Source organism: Sphingobium scionense, from assembly GCF_014197035.1.
Lineage (GTDB): Bacteria > Pseudomonadota > Alphaproteobacteria > Sphingomonadales > Sphingomonadaceae > Sphingobium > Sphingobium scionense.
The window spans coordinates 15804-33585 of sequence record NZ_JACIEU010000002.1 but is presented as its reverse complement, the minus strand read 5'-3'; the positions used below and the strand labels follow the sequence as shown (position 1 = coordinate 33585).

17 protein-coding genes are annotated in these 17782 nt (G+C 64.6%); 7 read left to right on the top strand and 10 right to left on the bottom strand.

The features are described 5' to 3' along the window. Positions 1–14 precede the first annotated feature (14 nt). From GGQ90_RS02010 to GGQ90_RS01980, 7 genes are all read right to left on the bottom strand, one after another. Positions 15–281: a hypothetical protein gene (locus GGQ90_RS02010; RefSeq protein WP_188080596.1), complete on the bottom strand. Its 267-nt coding sequence runs from the start codon at positions 279–281 to the stop codon at positions 15–17. A gap of 113 nt (positions 282–394) precedes the next feature. After that, positions 395–928: a peptide-methionine (S)-S-oxide reductase MsrA gene (msrA, locus tag GGQ90_RS02005; RefSeq protein WP_188080595.1), complete on the bottom strand. Its 534-nt coding sequence runs from the start codon at positions 926–928 to the stop codon at positions 395–397. Positions 929–973: 45 nt separating this feature from the next. Then, a complete protein-coding gene (locus GGQ90_RS02000; protein ID WP_188080594.1) occupies positions 974–2695 on the bottom strand; it encodes a long-chain-fatty-acid--CoA ligase in 1722 nt (573 codons plus the stop codon). A 148-nt stretch (positions 2696–2843) separates the two neighbouring features. Then, the gene (locus GGQ90_RS01995; protein WP_188080862.1) at positions 2844–3527 is read right to left on the bottom strand and encodes a DUF1013 domain-containing protein; all 684 of its coding nucleotides are present in this window, start codon (positions 3525–3527) and stop codon (positions 2844–2846) included. A gap of 115 nt (positions 3528–3642) precedes the next feature. Beyond that, positions 3643–4671 (bottom strand): glycosyltransferase family 4 protein, encoded by a 1029-nt coding sequence (locus tag GGQ90_RS01990; RefSeq protein ID WP_188080593.1) that lies wholly within the window; start codon positions 4669–4671, stop codon positions 3643–3645. Between the two features lie 14 nt (positions 4672–4685). Next, positions 4686–5549 carry a UDP-2,3-diacylglucosamine diphosphatase gene (locus GGQ90_RS01985; RefSeq protein ID WP_188080592.1) on the bottom strand — a complete coding sequence of 288 codons (864 nt, stop codon included), beginning with the start codon at positions 5547–5549 and terminating at the stop codon, positions 4686–4688. A gap of 115 nt (positions 5550–5664) precedes the next feature. Further along, the gene (locus GGQ90_RS01980) at positions 5665–6672 is read right to left on the bottom strand and encodes an NAD(P)H-quinone oxidoreductase (protein ID WP_188080591.1); all 1008 of its coding nucleotides are present in this window, start codon (positions 6670–6672) and stop codon (positions 5665–5667) included. A gap of 102 nt (positions 6673–6774) precedes the next feature. On the opposite strand from GGQ90_RS01980, the gene GGQ90_RS01975 reads away from it, so the two are divergent. From GGQ90_RS01975 to GGQ90_RS01945, 7 genes are all read left to right on the top strand, one after another. After that, positions 6775–6972, top strand: coding sequence for a DUF1192 domain-containing protein (locus GGQ90_RS01975; protein WP_004211362.1), 198 nt, complete (start codon positions 6775–6777; stop codon positions 6970–6972). A gap of 156 nt (positions 6973–7128) precedes the next feature. Beyond that, the gene (gene clpA / locus GGQ90_RS01970; RefSeq protein WP_188080590.1) at positions 7129–9450 is read left to right on the top strand and encodes an ATP-dependent Clp protease ATP-binding subunit ClpA; all 2322 of its coding nucleotides are present in this window, start codon (positions 7129–7131) and stop codon (positions 9448–9450) included. Positions 9451–10116: 666 nt separating this feature from the next. Next, positions 10117–10776, top strand: coding sequence for an esterase/lipase family protein (locus GGQ90_RS01965; RefSeq protein WP_188080589.1), 660 nt, complete (start codon positions 10117–10119; stop codon positions 10774–10776). Between the two features lie 104 nt (positions 10777–10880). Beyond that, a complete protein-coding gene (locus GGQ90_RS01960) occupies positions 10881–11597 on the top strand; it encodes a hypothetical protein (RefSeq protein WP_188080588.1) in 717 nt (238 codons plus the stop codon). A gap of 117 nt (positions 11598–11714) precedes the next feature. Further along, entirely contained in the window at positions 11715–12950 is a 1236-nt protein-coding gene (locus GGQ90_RS01955) for a hypothetical protein (RefSeq protein WP_188080587.1), read from the top strand. 106 nt (positions 12951–13056) lie between these two features. Further along, the gene (locus tag GGQ90_RS01950) at positions 13057–15123 is read left to right on the top strand and encodes an alpha/beta hydrolase family protein (protein ID WP_188080586.1); all 2067 of its coding nucleotides are present in this window, start codon (positions 13057–13059) and stop codon (positions 15121–15123) included. Between the two features lie 62 nt (positions 15124–15185). Continuing rightward, positions 15186–15815, top strand: a complete 630-nt coding sequence (locus GGQ90_RS01945) for a glutathione S-transferase family protein (protein ID WP_188080861.1) — start codon at positions 15186–15188, stop codon at positions 15813–15815. A gap of 79 nt (positions 15816–15894) precedes the next feature. Here GGQ90_RS01945 and GGQ90_RS01940 read toward each other — a convergent pair whose 3' ends face one another. The 3 genes from GGQ90_RS01940 to GGQ90_RS01930 all read right to left on the bottom strand — a co-directional run bounded on the left by GGQ90_RS01940 (position 15895) and on the right by GGQ90_RS01930 (position 17678). After that, entirely contained in the window at positions 15895–16629 is a 735-nt protein-coding gene (locus tag GGQ90_RS01940; protein ID WP_188080585.1) for a Bax inhibitor-1/YccA family protein, read from the bottom strand. Between the two features lie 123 nt (positions 16630–16752). Next, positions 16753–17424 carry a cyclase family protein gene (locus tag GGQ90_RS01935; protein WP_188080584.1) on the bottom strand — a complete coding sequence of 224 codons (672 nt, stop codon included), beginning with the start codon at positions 17422–17424 and terminating at the stop codon, positions 16753–16755. Then, positions 17421–17678, bottom strand: coding sequence for a CBU_0592 family membrane protein (locus tag GGQ90_RS01930; RefSeq protein WP_037511247.1), 258 nt, complete (start codon positions 17676–17678; stop codon positions 17421–17423). Before GGQ90_RS01930 ends, GGQ90_RS01935 begins: the two co-directional genes overlap by 4 nt. Positions 17679–17782 lie beyond the last annotated feature (104 nt).

Genomic DNA, 17782 nt, shown 5'->3' with positions numbered 1-17782 from the left:
CCGGTCGATCCGGCTCAGCCGCAATTGTCGTAGCCGGCCTTGCGGCATTCGCGGCGGCGCTGTTCGTCGGCCTTCTTGCGCGCCTTGCCTTCCTCGGCCTCCTGCTTGCGCATCTTGCGGCCATAATTGCGGTCGGCCTCGTCCTGGCTGGTGGTCGCCCAATCGGCCGCCTGCGCGCCCGCGCGCACCGGTAGCGTGACGACATCGACCGCCGTTTTCGCAATACAGCCCGGCAGCATCAATAGCATCGCCGGCGCCAGCAGCATGATCGTCTTCGTCATTCAATAGTCCCCCGACTCGTCCGTTGCACCGCATCTGCCATGGCCGACATTAACCATAGGATAAAAACGCGGCGAAACGGGACGAGCCGTCGGGAAATCGGCCAAGCCGAGGCTTATTCCTCGATGCGGGCGGCAAAGCCCTTGCGCAGCTTGGCCAGCTTGGGCGGGATCACCGCCATGCAATAGGGATTCTGGTCGCCGACCCGTTCCCAATATTTCTGGTGATAATCCTCGGCCGGATACCAGGGGGCGTCCGCCTCGATCGCGGTCACCACCGGATCGACCTGATCCACCTGTGCCCGCGCGATGCCGGCCAGTGCCTCGGCCTGCTGCTCGGCCGAATGGGGAAAGATCGCCGAGCGATACTGCGTCCCGATGTCGTTGCCCTGGCGGTTCAGCGTCGTCGGATTGTGCGTGGCGAAGAAGATGTCGAGCAGGTCGGCATAGCTGATGACGGCCGGGTCGAAGGCGATGCGGATCGCTTCGGCATGGCCGGTATTGCCGGTGCAGACCTCCTCATAGGTCGGATCGACCCTGGTGCCGCCGATATAGCCGCTCTGGACCGATTCCACGCCCTTGAGCGTCTGGTAGACTGCTTCCGTACACCAGAAGCAGCCACCAGCCAGCGTTGCGATTTCCTGCGCCATATATCGATAATCCTTATCCAGCTTTGGCGCGCTAGATAGGAGCAATCAGGCTGCGGTTCCAGTCTGCGCCGCATTCTGGGCCATCGCCTGTTCGGCCTTGGCCCGTTCTTCGGCGACCAGTTCCTTGCGCGACAGCTTGCCGACCAGCGTCTTGGGCAGGTTCAACCTGACCTCGACCTCGCAGACCCGCTCATGCTTGCCCAGTTGCGGGTTGAGCCAGTCCTTGAGGCCCGGCCCGTCGATGGTCGCGCCCTCGTTCAGGGTCACGAACGCCTTGGGCTGCTCGCCGCGATAGCGATCGGGCACGCCGATCACCAGCGCCTCCTTCACCGATTCATGATGATAGAGGACCGATTCCACCTGGCTCGGGAAAACCTTGAAGCCGCCGACAGCGATCATGTCCTTGAGGCGATCGACGATCCGCACATAGCCGTCATCATCGACCTCGCCGACGTCGCCGGTGCGCAGGAACTCGCCCATGAACACCTGTGCGTCCGCGTCCGGCCGGTTCCAATAGCCCTTCATGATCTGCGGCCCGGCGAACATCAGTTCACCCGGCTCGCCCTCGGGCGGGGGCTGGGTCGGATCCTCGCGGCTGACGATCTTGACGCGGGTGCCGGGCACCGGCTGGCCGACGGTGCCGGTCTTGTTCAGCCCCTCATAGGGATTGGCGCAGACGATCGGGCTGGTTTCGGTGAGGCCATAGCCCTCGATCAGACGCGCGCCGGTCACCGCCTCGAACTTCTGCTTCACCTCCATCGGCAGCGGCGCGCCGCCCGAGATGCAGGTGCGCAGCGACGAGAAATCGATGTTCGGCAAGGCCGGATGATCGAGCAGCGCCTGATACATGGTCGGCACGCCGGGCAGCGACGTCGCCTTGGTCCGCTGGACGGCCGAGAGCACCTGCACCGCCTCGAAACGGGGCAGCATCACCATCTCGCCGCCATTCATCACGGTCCGGTTCAGCGTGCAGGTATTGGCGAAGACGTGGAAGAAGGGCAGCACCGCGATGATGCGGTCATCGCCCTCGCCCGCATGCGGATCGATCGCCTGCGCCTGACGCGCATTGGCGGTCAGATTCTGGTGGGTCAGCATCGCGCCCTTGGGCGTGCCGGTGGTTCCGCCGGTATATTGCAGCAGCGCAACGTCATTGACGGGATCGATGTCCGCCACGATGCATTCGCCCGCATTGGCGATCAGCCGGTCATAGCGGATGACACGCGGATCATGCGGCAACGCTACCGTCTCGCTGCGCTTGAACAGGCGGAAGAGGATGCTCTTGGCGGTCGGCAGCACCTCGGCGATCGAACCGACAACCAGCTTTTCCAGGCTGCTATTGTCCAGCACCTTGAGCGCGGTCGGCAGCAGCGCCTTGGCCGACAGGGTGAACAGGATCTTGGTGCCGCTATCCTCGACCTGATGTTCCAGTTCGGCGGCGGTGTAGAGGGGGGAAAAGTTGACGACGATCGCGCCGGCCAGCAGCGCGCCATAATAGGCCGCGACATAATGGGGGGTGTTGGGCAGGTAGAGACCGACCCGGTCCCCCTTCCTGACGCCCATGGCCTGCAATCCGCAGGCAATGCGCCTGATGTCGTCCATCATCGCGCCATAGCTGAACTTGCGCCCCATGAAATCGATCATGTGGGCCTGCGGGTGGGCGGTGGCGCTGTGCGTTACCATCTCTCCCATCGACATCGGCGGGAACGTCTGCTCCCACGACGTAGGGTGCTGATAATGCTCGCGCCAGATCTTTTCTCTGCTCTCCATTTACAGAAGTGTAAGTGGCCCGAGCGCTTTACGCAAGCGTCAACCTGTGTCCGGATTGTAGCAAAAAGGCCGCGTCGGAAAACCGGCGCGGCCCTTGAAAATGCTGCATTGCAGCGGGTCAGAAAGAGCGTCGGATGACGCTACGTCTTCAGACCTCGCCCTTGTTGCTGCTGAACGGGTCGAGGATCGTGGCGGCACCCGAAATCAGCTCCGCCTCGCTCTTGAGCGAGGCTTCGATACGGCGCGCATTGTCCTCGCGCTCGCGGCGCAGCTCCTCGATCAGCGCCTCGCGGTCACCGTCCAGACGCGAATCGGTCGGCATCTCGATGCCGGCCTTCTTCGCCGCCTTGCTGACCAGCGCGTCCAGTTCACGCTGCGAGCAGAGACCCAGCGTCACCGGATCCTTGGGCGTGATGTTGCTGATGTTCCAGTGGCTGCGATCGCGGATCGCGGCGATGGTGGTCCGGGTGGTGCCGATCAGCTTGCCGATCGCGCCGTCCGAAATCTCCGGATGGTTGCGCAGGATCCAGGCGATGCCATCGGGCTTGTCCTGGCGCTTGCTGACCGGGGTATAACGCGGCCCCTTGGTGCGGCGGACCGGTTCTGGCCCCTTGAGCATCTTGAGCTTATAGTCCGGGTTGCTCTCGCCCTTGTGGATTTCGTCCATGGTGATTTCATGGGCGCGCACCGGATCGCGGCCGGTATATTTGATGCCGGCAGTGTCATCGGCGATGGCCTGGACTTCCAGGATGTGGAGCCCGCAGAATTCCGCGATCTGGTCGAAGCTCAGCGCGGTATTGTCGACCAGCCAGCTGGCGGTCGCATGGGGCATGAGGGGCTGGGACACGGGGTCTTCTCCGGCTCTAAAAACGATAAGGGCCGCCCAAGCAGGGCGGCCACGACATGTCAGGGATAGAGCATCGCGGGGCCTGCGGCAAGGAAAAGCGTCAGGCGGCGCTGTCCATCACGACCGGATCGATCGGATGCAGACCTGCCAGGAATTCCTGCGCGCTGCGCTCCCAACTGAAGCTGCGACCATAAGAAGCACAAGCCCCCCGATCGCACAGCAGCGCCGCAGCGATGGCATCTTCCAGCCGTTCGGACAGGGCACCGGTTTCCGGCGTGACGATATCGATCGGCCCCGTCACGGGGAAGGCGGCAACCGGCGTACCGGCGGCCAGCGCCTCGATCATCACCAGCCCGAACGTGTCGGTGCGGCTGGGGAAGACGAATACGTCCGCGCCGGCATAGATGGCCGCCAAGTCTGCACCGAACTGCGCACCCAGGAAACGGGCATCGGGATAGGCCCGCTCCAGCACCGCACGAGCCGGGCCGTCGCCGACGATCACCTTCGTGCCGGGATGTTCGCTGGCCAGGAAGGCTTCCAGATTCTTCTCGACCGCGACCCGGCCGACATAGAGCTGGATCGGGCGCGGCAGGTCCGCCAGCAGGGCCGAGGGGGCGACATCCCCGGCAAAGGTCTGAAGATCGACGCCCCTGCCCCATTTGCGGACATTGGCAACGCCATGGGCGCGCAATTGCTGCCGCACCGACCGGGTCGACACCAGCACCGCCTGCGCCGGTCCGTGGAACCAGCGGATATAGCGCCAGAACCAGGCGGCCGGCAGGCCGGTGCGCTGTGACACATAATCGGGAAAATGGGTGTGATAGGCGGTGGTGAAGGGCACATTGCCGCGCAGGCACCAGCGGCGTGCGGCAAAGCAGAGCGGCCCTTCGGTCGCCAGATGCACCGCATCGGGACGGAAGGCAGCGATCGCCTGTCCGACCACGCCCGATCGCACCAGCGCCAGACGGATTTCCGGATAGGTCGGACAGGGAATGGAGCCATAGAGATCGGGCGAGATCACCTTCACTTCATGTCCCATATGCTCCAGTTCGGACTGGATCATCTGCAAGGTGCGGACCACGCCGTTGACCTGCGGCGTCCAGGCGTCGGTGACGATCGCGATCCGCATCCCGCTTCTCCGTGTCAGGCCGCCATCAGCGTCGGCGCCGTCTCGCCGCGCTTGGCGATTTCGTCGGCCCAGTGCAGCACCTCCATCGCGCCGCTGGCGTGCTCCACCAGCGCGGTGCAGCCCTCCACCCAGTCGCCATCATTATAATATTGGATGCCCTCGATCTCGCGCATCTCGGCATTGTGGATATGGCCGCACACCACGCCGTCGACACCGCGCGCGCCGGCCTCATGCGCCACCACTTCCTCGAAGCGGGAGATGAAGGATACGGCATTCTTGACCTTGTGCTTGGCCATCTTGCTGAGCGACCAATAAGGCAGGCCCATGCGTTGACGCACGGCGTTGACCACCACGTTCAGCCGCATCAGGCTGGTGTAGGCCGCGTCGCCGACGAAGGCGAGCCAGCGATGCGCCAGCATGATCGTGTCGAACTCGTCGCCATGCAGCACCAGCAGCTTGCGTCCGTCGGCGGTCTCGTGGATCGCCTTGCGGCGGATCTCGACGCCGCCGAAATTCATGCCGGTGAACTGGCGGAACATCTCGTCATGATTGCCGGGGATATAGACGACACGGGTGCCGCGCTTGGCCCGCTTCATGATCCGCCACAGCACGTCATTATGCGCGGCGGGCCAGTAGAATCGCTTCTTGAGCCGCCAGCCGTCGATGATGTCGCCGACCAGATAGATGGTGTCGCTGTCGACGCTGTCGAGAAAGTCGATCAGCATCGTCGCGTTGCAACCGCGTGTGCCCAGATGGATGTCGGAAATCCAGATGGTGCGATAGCGGCGACGCGCGCCTTCCCGCTCGGGGATGTGGAAGCGGTCGTCAGCCCCCTCTTCCAGTTCGCTCAGGAAGGGCAAGCGCGTGATGGCGTCCATGTCTACGTCCTCAAGGGCTGTTGTCCTTGAGGCCGAATCCCTAGCGCCGCTCTGTTACAACTCCGCACCGAATATGACGGAAATACTACGAATTGGCGGGTTTCCCCGCCACCCCTCACACCGTCAGCACGATCTTTCCGAAATGTTCGCCGGCATCCATGCGGGCATGGGCCTTGGCCGCGTCGGCGAGGGCGAAGCGCTGGTCCATTGCCGGGCGCAGCCTGCCCTGTTCGACGAAGGGCCAGACGGTGCGCATGATCTCGTCCGCGACCAGGCTCTTGAAGCCTGAGGAGCGCGGCCGCAGCGTCGATCCGGTCAGGGTCAGGCGCTTGGACATCACCGTCGGCAGGAAGATGCTGGCCTTGGCCCCGCCCAGCACCGCGATCGACACATGGCGGCCATCTTCGGCCATGCATTCGATGTTGCGCGGGACATAATCGCCGCCGACCATGTCGAGCACCGCCTGCACCCCCTGCCCGCCGGTGATGCGTTTCACCTCGGCGACATAATCCTGGCTCTTGTAATTGATCGCATGGCTGGCGCCCCATTCGAGCGCCTGGGCACATTTGTCGTCGCTGCCGCAGGTGACGATGATCTCTATGTCGAACAGGCGGCAGAGCGAGATCGCCATGGTGCCGATGCCGCTGGTGCCGCCATGGACCAGCACCCGGTCGCCGCCGACCACATAGGCGCGCTCGAACAGGTTGGTCCACACGGTGAACAGGGTTTCGGGCAGCGCCGCCGCCTCGACCAGATCATAGTCCGCCGGCACCGGCAGGCACTGGCCGGCCGGCGCAATCGCATATTCGGCATAGCCCCCGCCCGGCAGCAGCGCACAGACGCGCTGGCCCACCAGCATGTCGGCGGACCGGCCGGCGGCGACGATCGTGCCCGCCACCTCGAGTCCGGGAATGTCGGACGCGCCGGGCGGCGGCGGATATTTGCCCTGCCGCTGCAGCACATCGGGCCGGTTGACGCCAGCGGCGGCCACACGGATCAGCACCTCATCCTCGCCGGGCACTGGCACCGGGCGCTGTTCGGGCACCAGCGCGTCGGGACCGCCGGGCTCCGGGATTCCGATCGCCGTCATTTCGGATGGAATCGTGAAACTGTCGAGGATCATATATGCCCCCCCGGGCCAGAGATATTGCACCGCACCCAAAATCGACGGGCGGAGCTTCGCTCCTTATTGACAGACTAGCCTACAGGGTCAACATTACCCTTTATGGACATGGACAATGATCTGCCGAGAAAGGCCGATGATCCGCTGGCCCAGCTGCTCCGACAGGATCTGGGGCCACTGTCCGTTGCGGAACTGGAAGCGCGCATCAGGGCGCTGGAAACCGAAATCACCCGCACTCGAACAAAAATTGAAAGCGCCGTTAACCATAAGGCAACTGCCGAGGCGTTATTCAAGCGATGAACCCGCGCCTTGCCCCTTTCGGCCCGACCAAGGGCTCCACCGGGCATGGGCAGTCTGGCAATTCCGGCGGTCAGGGCCTCTCCCTTGAACCGTCGTCGAGCAATGCCGACATAAGGTTCAAGTCAGCCCCTCAATGGGGCCAGGAGTAGAAAAGACATGCCATCTTTTGCAGCCGCCCTTGAAACCACCCTGCATAATGCGCTGACCCATGCGTCCGAGCGCAAGCATGAATATGCGACGCTGGAGCATCTTCTGCTCGCGCTGATCGACGATGAACATGCGTCGAAGGTGATGCAGGCGTGCGGCGTGGAACTGGGCGAACTGGCCGATGCCGTCACCCAATATCTCGACACCGAGCTTGACAGCCTGAAGGTGGAGGGCGCCAGCGATCCCTCGCCCACCAGCGGCTTCCAGCGCGTGGTGCAGCGCGCCATCCTCCATGTCCAGTCGTCCGGCAAGGATGAGGTGACGGGCGCCAATGTCCTCGTCGCGCTCTTTTCCGAACGCGAATCCTATGCCGTCTATTTCCTGCAGCAGCAGGATATGAGCCGCCTCGATGCCGTCAGCTTCATCAGCCACGGCGTCGGCAAGGGCACGCCCGCGCCCGAGCGTCAGGAGACCAAGGGCGCGCCGGAGGAGGAGAAGAAGGTGCAGGACGGCAAGGGCAAGAAGGACAGTGCCTTGGAGCAGTTCACCGTCAACCTCAACGAGAAGGCGGAGCGCGGCAAGGTCGACCCGCTGATCGGCCGGTCGTCGGAAGTCGATCGCACCATCCAGATTCTGTGCCGCCGTTCGAAGAACAACCCGCTCTATGTCGGTGATCCCGGCGTCGGCAAGACCGCGATCGCGGAAGGCCTGGCGCGCAAGATCGTCGAGGGCGAAGTGCCCGACGTGCTCAAGGAAGCGGTCATCTATTCGCTCGACATGGGCGCGCTGCTGGCCGGCACCCGCTATCGCGGCGACTTTGAAGAGCGGCTGAAGGCGGTCGTCACCGAACTGGAGAAGATGCCGCACGCGGTCCTCTTCATCGACGAGATCCACACGGTGATCGGTGCCGGCGCGACCAGCGGCGGCGCGATGGACGCTTCGAACCTGTTGAAGCCGGCCCTGTCGGGCGGGACGATCCGTTGCATCGGGTCGACCACCTACAAGGAATTCCGCAATCATTTCGAGAAGGACCGCGCGCTGCTGCGGCGCTTCCAGAAGATCGACGTCAACGAGCCGACGATCGAGGATACGATCAAGATCCTGACCGGCCTGCGCACCGCGTTCGAGGAGCATCATCACGTCAAATACACCCCCGACGCGATCAAGGCGGCGGTGGAGCTGTCGGCGCGCTACATCAACGACCGCAAGCTGCCGGACAAGGCGATCGACGTGATCGACGAGGTCGGCGCGATGCAGATGCTGGTGGTGCCGTCCAAGCGCAAGAAGACGATCACTCCCAAGGAGATCGAACAGGTCATCGCGACCATGGCGCGCATCCCGCCCAAGACCGTGTCGTCCGACGACAAGAGCGTGCTGGAATCGCTGACCACCGATCTGAAACGCGTCGTCTTCGGCCAGGATCAGGCGATCGAGGTGCTGTCGTCCGCGATCAAGCTGTCGCGCGCCGGCCTGCGCGATCCCGACAAGCCGATCGGCAACTATCTCTTCTCCGGCCCGACCGGCGTCGGCAAGACGGAGGTAGCGCGCCAACTCGCGACCCTGCTCGGCATCCCGCTCCAGCGGTTCGACATGTCGGAATATATGGAGCGCCATTCGGTCAGCCGCCTGATCGGCGCCCCTCCGGGCTATGTCGGCTATGACCAGGGTGGCCTGCTGACCGACGCCGTCGACCAGCAGCCGCACAGCGTGCTGCTGCTCGACGAGATCGAGAAGGCGCATCCGGACCTGTTCAACATCCTGCTGCAGGTGATGGACAATGGCCGCCTGACCGATCACCACGGCAAGACCGTCGATTTCCGCAACACCATCCTCATCATGACCACCAATGCCGGTGCGTCGGACATGGCGAAGGAATCGATCGGCTTTGGCGAGCTGACCCGCGAGGATGTGCAGGAAGACGCGGTGAAGAAGCTTTTCACCCCCGAATTCCGCAACCGCCTCGATGCGATCGTGCCGTTCGGCTATCTGCCGCCGGAAATCGTCGCCCGCGTCATCGACAAGTTCGTGCTGCAACTGGAACTGCAACTGGCCGACCGCGACGTCCACATCACCCTGGACGAGGATGCCAAGGCCTGGCTCACCAAGAAGGGCTATGACAAGCTCTATGGTGCCCGCCCGATGGGGCGCCTGATGCAGGAAAAGATCAAGCAGCCGCTGGCCGAGGAACTGCTGTTCGGCAAGCTGGTCCATGGCGGCGAGGTCCATGTCCATATGAAGGATGAGGCGCTCGCCTTCCAGATCACCCCCGCCGCGCCCAAGAAGGGCGGCAAGAAGGGCGGCAAGACCAAGGCGCCCGAAGGCACGAAATAGAGCCTGTCACAGGCACATGGGAAAGGCGGCTCCGAGGGGCCGCCTTTTTTTATTCCTCCCCGATACGGGGAGGGGGAGCGTGCGCAGCACGGTGGAGGGGCACGCGCTACAAAGAGCCGCATCCCGGCCCCGCCACTCCCCTCTCATTTTCCGTCATTGCCGCACAGGCGGTTAGCCGCCCCACCGTCTCCTTACCTCCGCGGCTCCGCGGCTCCGCGCGAAAATGAATCACGCGTAGGCGCGGAGGCACGGAGAAGAAAAGGAAAGGCGAATTTGGGTGGTTTCCCGCCACTCCCCTCCCGCTGGCGGGAGAGGCAGCGAGACTTGCGCGCGCAGCGCGTTAGTCGCAGCGGGGTGGGCTTGTGCGACGTCCAGCCCACCCCCTAACCCCCTCCCGCCTGCGGGAGGGGGAACATGTCCGCAATTGGTCGTTCTAGGCCATCCTCCCCTGTAAGGGGAGGTGGCTGGCCGAAGGCCAGACGGAGGGGTGTCGCCCTCTCGATAGGGCGACACCCCTCCACCACTTCGTGGTTCCCTTCGGCAGAGTCGCGTGCCTCTGCCGAACCTTGCAGGGGAGGAATTTACAGCCGCTTCTAGTGGTCAGCGCCCTCCCCCTACACCCACATGCCCTTGCCCGCGTCAGCGTTGCATGACACCCATGCCATCATGCTGCCCCACACCCAATCCGTCATCCTCCTCCATGGCTTTGGCGGCCATCAGGTGCAGACCGCGCTACTAGCCCGGCGACTGCGCGGGGCGGGGTATGACGTCGCCAATATCGGCTATCCCAGCTGGCGCTGGCCACTGGCCCGCGTCATCGATCATATCCACGCCCGCATCATCGCCAGCCCGGCCTATCATGCCAGGACCGTCCACTCCATCGGCCATTCGATGGGCGGCCTCATGCTGCGCGCCTGGCTCGCGCGCCATCGCCCCGACCATCTGGGCCGTGTCGTCATGCTCGGCACCCCCAATGGCGGCAGTGAGATTGCCGATCTTCTCTACCGCATGCGCCTCCATCCGCTGATCCTGAACCAGGCCGGTGCGCTGCTGCGCACCCGCCGCGACGCGGCCACGCTGGCGGCGTTGGGCGAGGTCGATTATCCGCTCGGCATCATCGCGGGCGACCGGCCGATGAACGGCCTGCTCCCCAGCCGCATCTTCCGCGCACCCAATGACGGCAAGGTCAGCGTCGCCGCCACCCATTGTCCAGGCGAAAGCGACCATATCACCCTGCCCGTCGCCCACACCGCGATGATCTATACCCGCCCCGTCGCCGATCAGGTCGTGCATTTCCTGCGCCATGGGCAGTTCGCGCGGACCTGATCCCCCTCCCCACGGGCGCGCAGCGGCCGTTGCGCAATTATTAGGAAATTGCGGTCAGATCGGCAGGACGGATTGGGTCCGCAGGGATTGGGGAAAACATGGTCATGATAGGGAAATGGGCGGCAGCGCTCGGTGCAGTTGTCGCGTTGAATGGCGCGCTGTTGCCGCATGTCGCCAACGCCAAGGCGCCCGGCCAGATCATCCTCACGCCCCAATCCGAAGAGGCGCTGGTCATCATCAAGACCGACTGGTGGCAACCGGCCCCGTCGATGCACTCGGCGTTCAAGCTGCTGCTCTCCACCTATGTCGATGCGGAAGCCCGGCTTTCCAGTGGCCCGCTCAGCGGCACCGCCCTGTTCGAAGCCAAGCAGAAGAATTTCCTCGACGGCTATCTGATGGTCCCGATCAAGCCGGGGCGCTGGGTCGTGCGCAGCTATTCGCAGCAGGATAGCTGGGCGCTCTGCTTTAATGCCGCCTCGCTCCAGTTCGAGGCGAAGCCGGGCCAGGTCGTCTATCTCGGCCGGTTCGACGCGCTCACCCATCGTCAGCAATTGACCAGGCAGGCGATCGCATCGGGAAATACCAGCATTCGCGGCGGCGGCTTCGTCGATTATTTCGACCTGCCGCAGGGACCGATCTTTGCGCCGGTGGATGCGCCCCAGATCGCCGCCGTGCAGACCATGCTCGCGCGCCGCGCGCCTGGCGTCAGCGCGCCGGTGCAGGCCGTCGCCTTCACCCCGGCGACATTCGGCACCGGCTCCACCCTATATGGCACACGTCGCTGTGGCGGCTATTTTCCGGCCAGCGGCAAGAAGAACTGAACCGGGAATGAGAGGGCAGTCATCAGCGGCTGCCCTCTCCCCGCCGCCGGCAAAAGCTGCTAAGCCGACTCCAGAACAAAAAGGTCGCATGTCTTCCACGCCTTCATAGGGGAATGCATGTCCACTTTGCTTCATCTGCGGCCTGCCGTGCCGCGCGTCGCTGCCCTTACCCTCAGCTTCACCCTTCTCGCCACGCCGGGCGCCAGCCAGCAGGCCGGCGGACCGATCGCCCGCTATTCGATGGATGCCGGCACCATGTCCGGCATGGCCGCGATGGCGGGCGGCGGCGGTATGGGCGGGGCCATGTCGATGATGATGGGCGGCGGTAACCAGCCGATCCATGAACTGGTGCTGCGCCTGGGATCGACCCAGGCCGCGAGCGGTTCGCCGGCGGCCGAACATTATATGCCCGCCGGCGCCCGGCTGGGCGCCTCCGTCCCGCTGGTCACGCCCAAGGTCACGCCAAGCGACGAGCCGGCGCTGCCCGGCGAGAAGCCCAAGGGGCGGCTGCTCATCTATTGGGGCTGCGGCGCGACCGCCGGGCCGAACCAGCCGGTGGTGATCGATTTCGCCAAGGTCGCGCGGGGCCAGTTTCCGCCCGGCCTCTACATGACCGGCGCGGCCATCCCGCAGGAATGGCAGGTCCGCTTCACCAACAGCAAGACCTATGGCGAATGGCCCAATGGCCAGACGCGCAAGACGCTGTCGGGCAATTCATCGCTGATCGGCGACCATCGCATCGCCGGCAATTATGCGCCCGAGATCAAGTTCGCGCTGAACCAGGACTTCATGCCGCCGATCACGGGTCGCGCCAGCCCGGCGGCGGGTGGCGCGACCCAGTTGAGCTGGAATGCGGTGCCCAATGCGACCGGCTATTATGCCTGGGTGTTCGCGGCCAAGCAGGGCGGCGACATGGTGTGGTGGGCCTCCTCGGCCAGCCAGGCGTTCGGCGGGCCGGTGTGGGACTGGCTGTCCCCCGGTGCCGTGCGCAAGCTGATCGGCGACAAGGTCGTGATGCCGCCCAGCCAGACCAGTTGCACCGTGCCCTCGCAGGTGGTGCAGTCGGGCGGCGACATGCTGATGGGCAGCCTTTACGCCTATGGGCCGGAAGCCAATTTCGCCTATCCGCCGCGCCCGGCCGATCCCAAGATCGCCTGGAAACCGGAATGGATCACCCGTGTGCGCTATCGGTCCAACACCATGTGGATGCTCAACGGGCCGGACATGGGATCGATGATGAGCCAGGGCGACGACAGCGCCGATGCCTCGAGCGACAATCCGCCGCCCAGGAAGAAGAAATGCAAGGGCGGCCTTGGCGGGATGCTGGCTGGTGCAGCAGGCGTAGGCTGCTGACATAAAAGGGGCGCGACCCGGCCTGTCGCGCCCCGGCCACGACTTGCACTTGAAACGAAAGGAAAATCCGGCAAGTCTCGCGCCATCCTTCCGTTTCGAGGTTATCATGCGACACAAGATACTTGCCGCGCTGCTGCTCGGCGCCGCCCTCTCCCCCCTGCCGCTCGCGGCCCAGTCGGCCGCGCCTGCCACGAAGTTCGAGGGTCGCGACATCTTCGCGCTGCAGGTCGCCACCGATCCCCAGATCAGCCCCGACGGCAAGAGCGTCGCCTATGTCCGCCGTCAGGGCGACATCATGACCGACCGGCAGAAGGGCGCGATCTGGCTGGTCGACACCGCCACCGGGGCACAGCGCCCGCTGGTCGCCGATGCCAGCCAGCCGCGCTGGTCGCCCGATGGCAAGCGCATCGCCTATATCGCCGCGGATGCGGGCAAGCCGCAATTGTTCGTGCGCTGGCTCGACACCGGCGCAACCGTGCGCGTCACCACCCTGCCGGACGGCCCGCAATCGGTCACCTGGTCGCCCGACGGCAAGTCCCTCGCCTATATCATGCGCGTGCCCGCCGATCCGATGAAGCTGGGCAAGGCCCCCGACAAGCCGGAAGGCGCCGAATGGGCCAAGCCGCTGGAAGTGATCGACCGGGTCGATTATCGCAATGATGGCGGCGGCTATGTCCAGGCCGGATATGACCATATCTTCCTGGTGTCGGCCGATGGCGGCCCGGCCCGGCAGCTGAGCTTTGGCGAGTATCAGGATGGCGGCCCGTTGAGCTGGACGCCCGATGGCCGCGCCATATTGTTCAGCGCGGTGCGCAAGCCCGACTGGCAGCAGAAGATATTCGACCCGGAAATCTATGCGCTCGACATCGCGTCGGGCGCTATCAGCCCGCTCACCAGCCGCGAAGGCCCCGATGTGGCGCCGGTCGTCTCGCCGGACGGCAGCAAAATCGCCTATCTCGGCTATGACGACAAGCGCCTGTCCTACCAGAACAGCTATCTCTACGTCATGAACCGCGACGGCAGCGGCGCCCATGCGATCACCGCCAGTTTCGACCGCAGCATCGACCGCGCTTACTGGGCGGCCGACAGCAAGTCGCTCTACGCCCAATATGACGAGCGCGGCGTCAACCGCCTTGCCCGTATCGGGCTCGACGGTCATGTCACCGAACTGGCGAGTGGCCTTACCGGCACGGCGTTCGACCGGCCATACAGCGGTGGCGATTTCAGCGTCGCGGCCAATGGCACGCTGGCCTTCACCAGCGGATCGGCATTGCGCCCGGCGGACCTGTCGGTCAGCAGCGGCGGCAAGAGCCGCCAGCTCACGCGCCTCAACGAGGATTTCCTGAGCCACAAGGCGCTGGGACAGGTGAAGGAACTGGCCGTGACCGCGCCCGACGGCCGCACCGTGCCGGCCTGGCTCGTCACCCCGCCCGGCTATCAGCCCGGCACCCGCGTGCCGTTGCTGCTGGAAATCCATGGTGGCCCGCACACCGCCTATGGCCCGCATTTCTCGACCGACGACCAGCTTTATGCCGCCGCCGGCTATGCCGTGCTCTACACCAATCCGCGCGGCTCCACCTCCTATGGCGAGGAATTCGCCCAGCTGATCCATCATAAATATCCCGGCGACGACTATGGCGACCTGATGGCCGCGGTCGATGCCGCGATCGCCGCGGGCGTGGCCGATCCCGACAATCTGTTCGTCACCGGCGGCTCGGGCGGCGGCGTGCTGACCAGCTGGATCATCGGCAAGACCGACCGGTTCAAGGGCGCCGCCACGCAGAAGCCGGTGATCAACTGGATCAGCGAGGCGCTGACCATGGACAACACGCTCTTCACCTCGCGCTACTGGTTCCCCAACAAGCCCTGGGAAGATCCGATGGGCTATTGGAACCGCTCGCCACTCAGCCTGGTTGGCAACGTCAAGACGCCGACCCTGGTGGTGGTAGGCAGCGAGGATTATCGCACCCCGGTGAGCGAGGCGGAGCAATATTATGGCGCGTTGCAGATCCGGGGCGTGCCGACCGCCCTCGTCAAGGTGCCGGGCGCCAGCCATGGCGGCATCGCCGCCCGCCCATCGCAATCGGCGGCCAAGGCGGCGGCGATCATCGCCTGGTTCGATCGGTATCGCGACAAGCCGGCGGCGGCACCTGCCGCAAGCCCGGCGCAATGATCGCGCTGGCGGGACCATGTCGTTCATGATATGTTCCCGCCACTTTTCTAGGAGGATGCATGATGGCGGACCCGGTTCTTCTCTATACCAACCCCATGTCGCGCGGGCAGATCGCCCGCTGGATGCTGGAGGAGGTCGGCGCGCCCTATGAGGCGGTGATCCTGGACTATGCCGGCGGGATGAAGACGGCTGACTATCGCGCGATCAACCCGATGGGCAAGGTGCCGGCGATCGTCCATGGCGGCAAGGTGGTGACCGAATGCGCTGCCATCTGCGCCTATCTGGCCGACGCCTTCCCGGCCGCCGGCCTGGCGCCGGCGACCGATGACCGGGCCGATTATTATCGCTGGCTCTTCTTCGCCGCCGGTCCGGTGGAGGCCGCAGTCACCAACAAGGCGATGGGCTTCGTCCTGCCCGAGGGGCGGGAGCGCAGCGCGGGCTATGGTTCGTTCGACGACACGCTCGATACGCTGGAAACGGCGGTCACCGGACGTAGCTGGATCTGCGGCGGTACCTTCACCGCGGCGGACGTCTATGTCGGCGCGCAGATCGACTGGGGGCTCGCCTTTGGCACCATCCCCAGCCGCCCGGCGTTCGAGGCCTATGCCGCCCGGCTGCGCGAACGCCCCGCCTATAAGCGGCAGAAGGAGATCGACAACGCCCTGATCGCCGAAATGCAGAAGCAGGGCTGAGCCTGCCCCTTCCCCACAAAGCAAAAGGCCCGGCGGAGATGTCCGCCGGGCCTTTTCTTGGCTTTCCGTTCAACCGCTATCAGCGGCGATCGCCGAACAGGCGCAGCAGGAACAGGAACATGTTGATGAAGTCGAGATAGAGGTTCAGCGCCCCCATCACCACCGACTTGCCCATCATGTCGGTGCCCGCGACATGGGCATAGATGCTCTTGATCTTCTGCGTGTCATAGGCGGTGAGGCCCGCGAACAGCAGCACGCCGACGGCGCTGATCACCAGATCCATCATGCTGGAACGCAGGAAGATGTTGATCAGGCTGGCGACCAGAAGGCCGACCACACCCATGATCAGGAAGGTGCCGAAGCCCGACAGATCCTTCTTGGTGGTGTAGCCGAACAGGCTGAGGCCGGCGAAGGCCGCGGCGGTCGCGAAGAAGGTCTGCGCGATCGAGGTGCCGGTATAGGCCAGGAAGATGTAGGACAACGACACGCCCATCACCGCCGCATAGGCCCAATACAGCGCCTGGGTGGCGACGGTCGACAGCCGATTGATGCCGAAGCTCAGCACCATGACAAAGGCCAGCGGCGCGAACATCACGATATATTTGAGGATGCCGGGGCCGGCGAACACCTGATAGGCAAGGCCGCTCGATGCGAACAGCAGCGCGACGATGCCCGTCAGCAGCACGCCGCTCGCCATATAATTATAGACCGACAGCATATATTTGCGCAGCCCGGCATCGAACGCCTCGCTGCGCGCGGCGCTGGCACTGCCAAAGCCTGCGATGTCGGAACGGGGGTCGGACCAATTGGCCATGGGTAAAATCTCCTTGGACGGCCTTTCTCGGCCGATCGTCATAGTATCGGCGCTAACGCCTCTCAGTTCAAGTGAAAGCCGAAGCCTAACAGCGATGTCATGCTTGAAGGCAGCATCACAAGATCATGCTGGATCGACTTGCGCGAAGGCCCGCACCGGGAATGTGCCCATGCCGACGATCTTGGGCGGCACGGCGGTGAAGGCGAAGCCGGCATCGGGCAGCGCGCCCAGATTGGTCATATGTTCGCAGATCAGCACACCGGCCCCCAGCAACTCGCGATGGACCGGGCGACCGGTGCCGGGGCGGGTATCGTCGATATTATGGCTGTCGATGCCGACCAGCCGGGCGCCGCGCACCACCAGCATCTGCGCCGCCGCCTCGGTCAGGAAGGGATGATCCTCATAATAGGCCGGCGTGCGCCAGTGCCGGTCCCAGCCGGTGTGGACCAGCACCGCGCGGCCGTCGACGTCGATGCCGTCGAGATGGGCGGCGTCCGTCGCCAGGCCCACCGCGCCGAACGGCCGCCGCACCACGATCGCCGGCAAGCTGGCCAGCCGGCCGAGATCGAGCATCGAGAGGTCGTCGCCTTCCTCGAAGCGATGGAAGGGCGCGTCGAGATAGGTGCCGGTGTTCGACACCATGTCGATCCGCCCCATCTGGAAGGCGCTGCCATCGGCATAGTTGGCGCGCGACTGTTCGCGGGTCCAGTAATCGCAGATATGCGGCGCGGCGACGCCCTTATAGGTGGTCATGCCATGTTCGATGGCATGGCTGAGATCGATGAAGCGGGTCATGACGGGGACATTCTCCGACGGAAGATACGCCACAGGGTGGAAAAGCCGACGACCGCCCAGATGATGTTGAGCACCATCGAGGGAAAGGCGTCATGCCACCAGGTGTTGAGGATGAAGAAGGCGGCGCCGACGGCGTTCAGCCACTGGAATGTCGCCGACCCGCCCGACAGCCGCCCGGTCGAAACGCCGACATAGGCGATCAGCACCAATATCGCGCCGGCCCAGCCGACGATCTCCACGAACAGCGCCACCATCCACCCCCAAGGAAAAAGGGCTCCCTCCTCGCGGAGAGAGCCCTCATTCCTTAGCTCAGCGCGTCAAGCGATCAAGAGCATGGTCCGCCGAAGTTGGACATGCT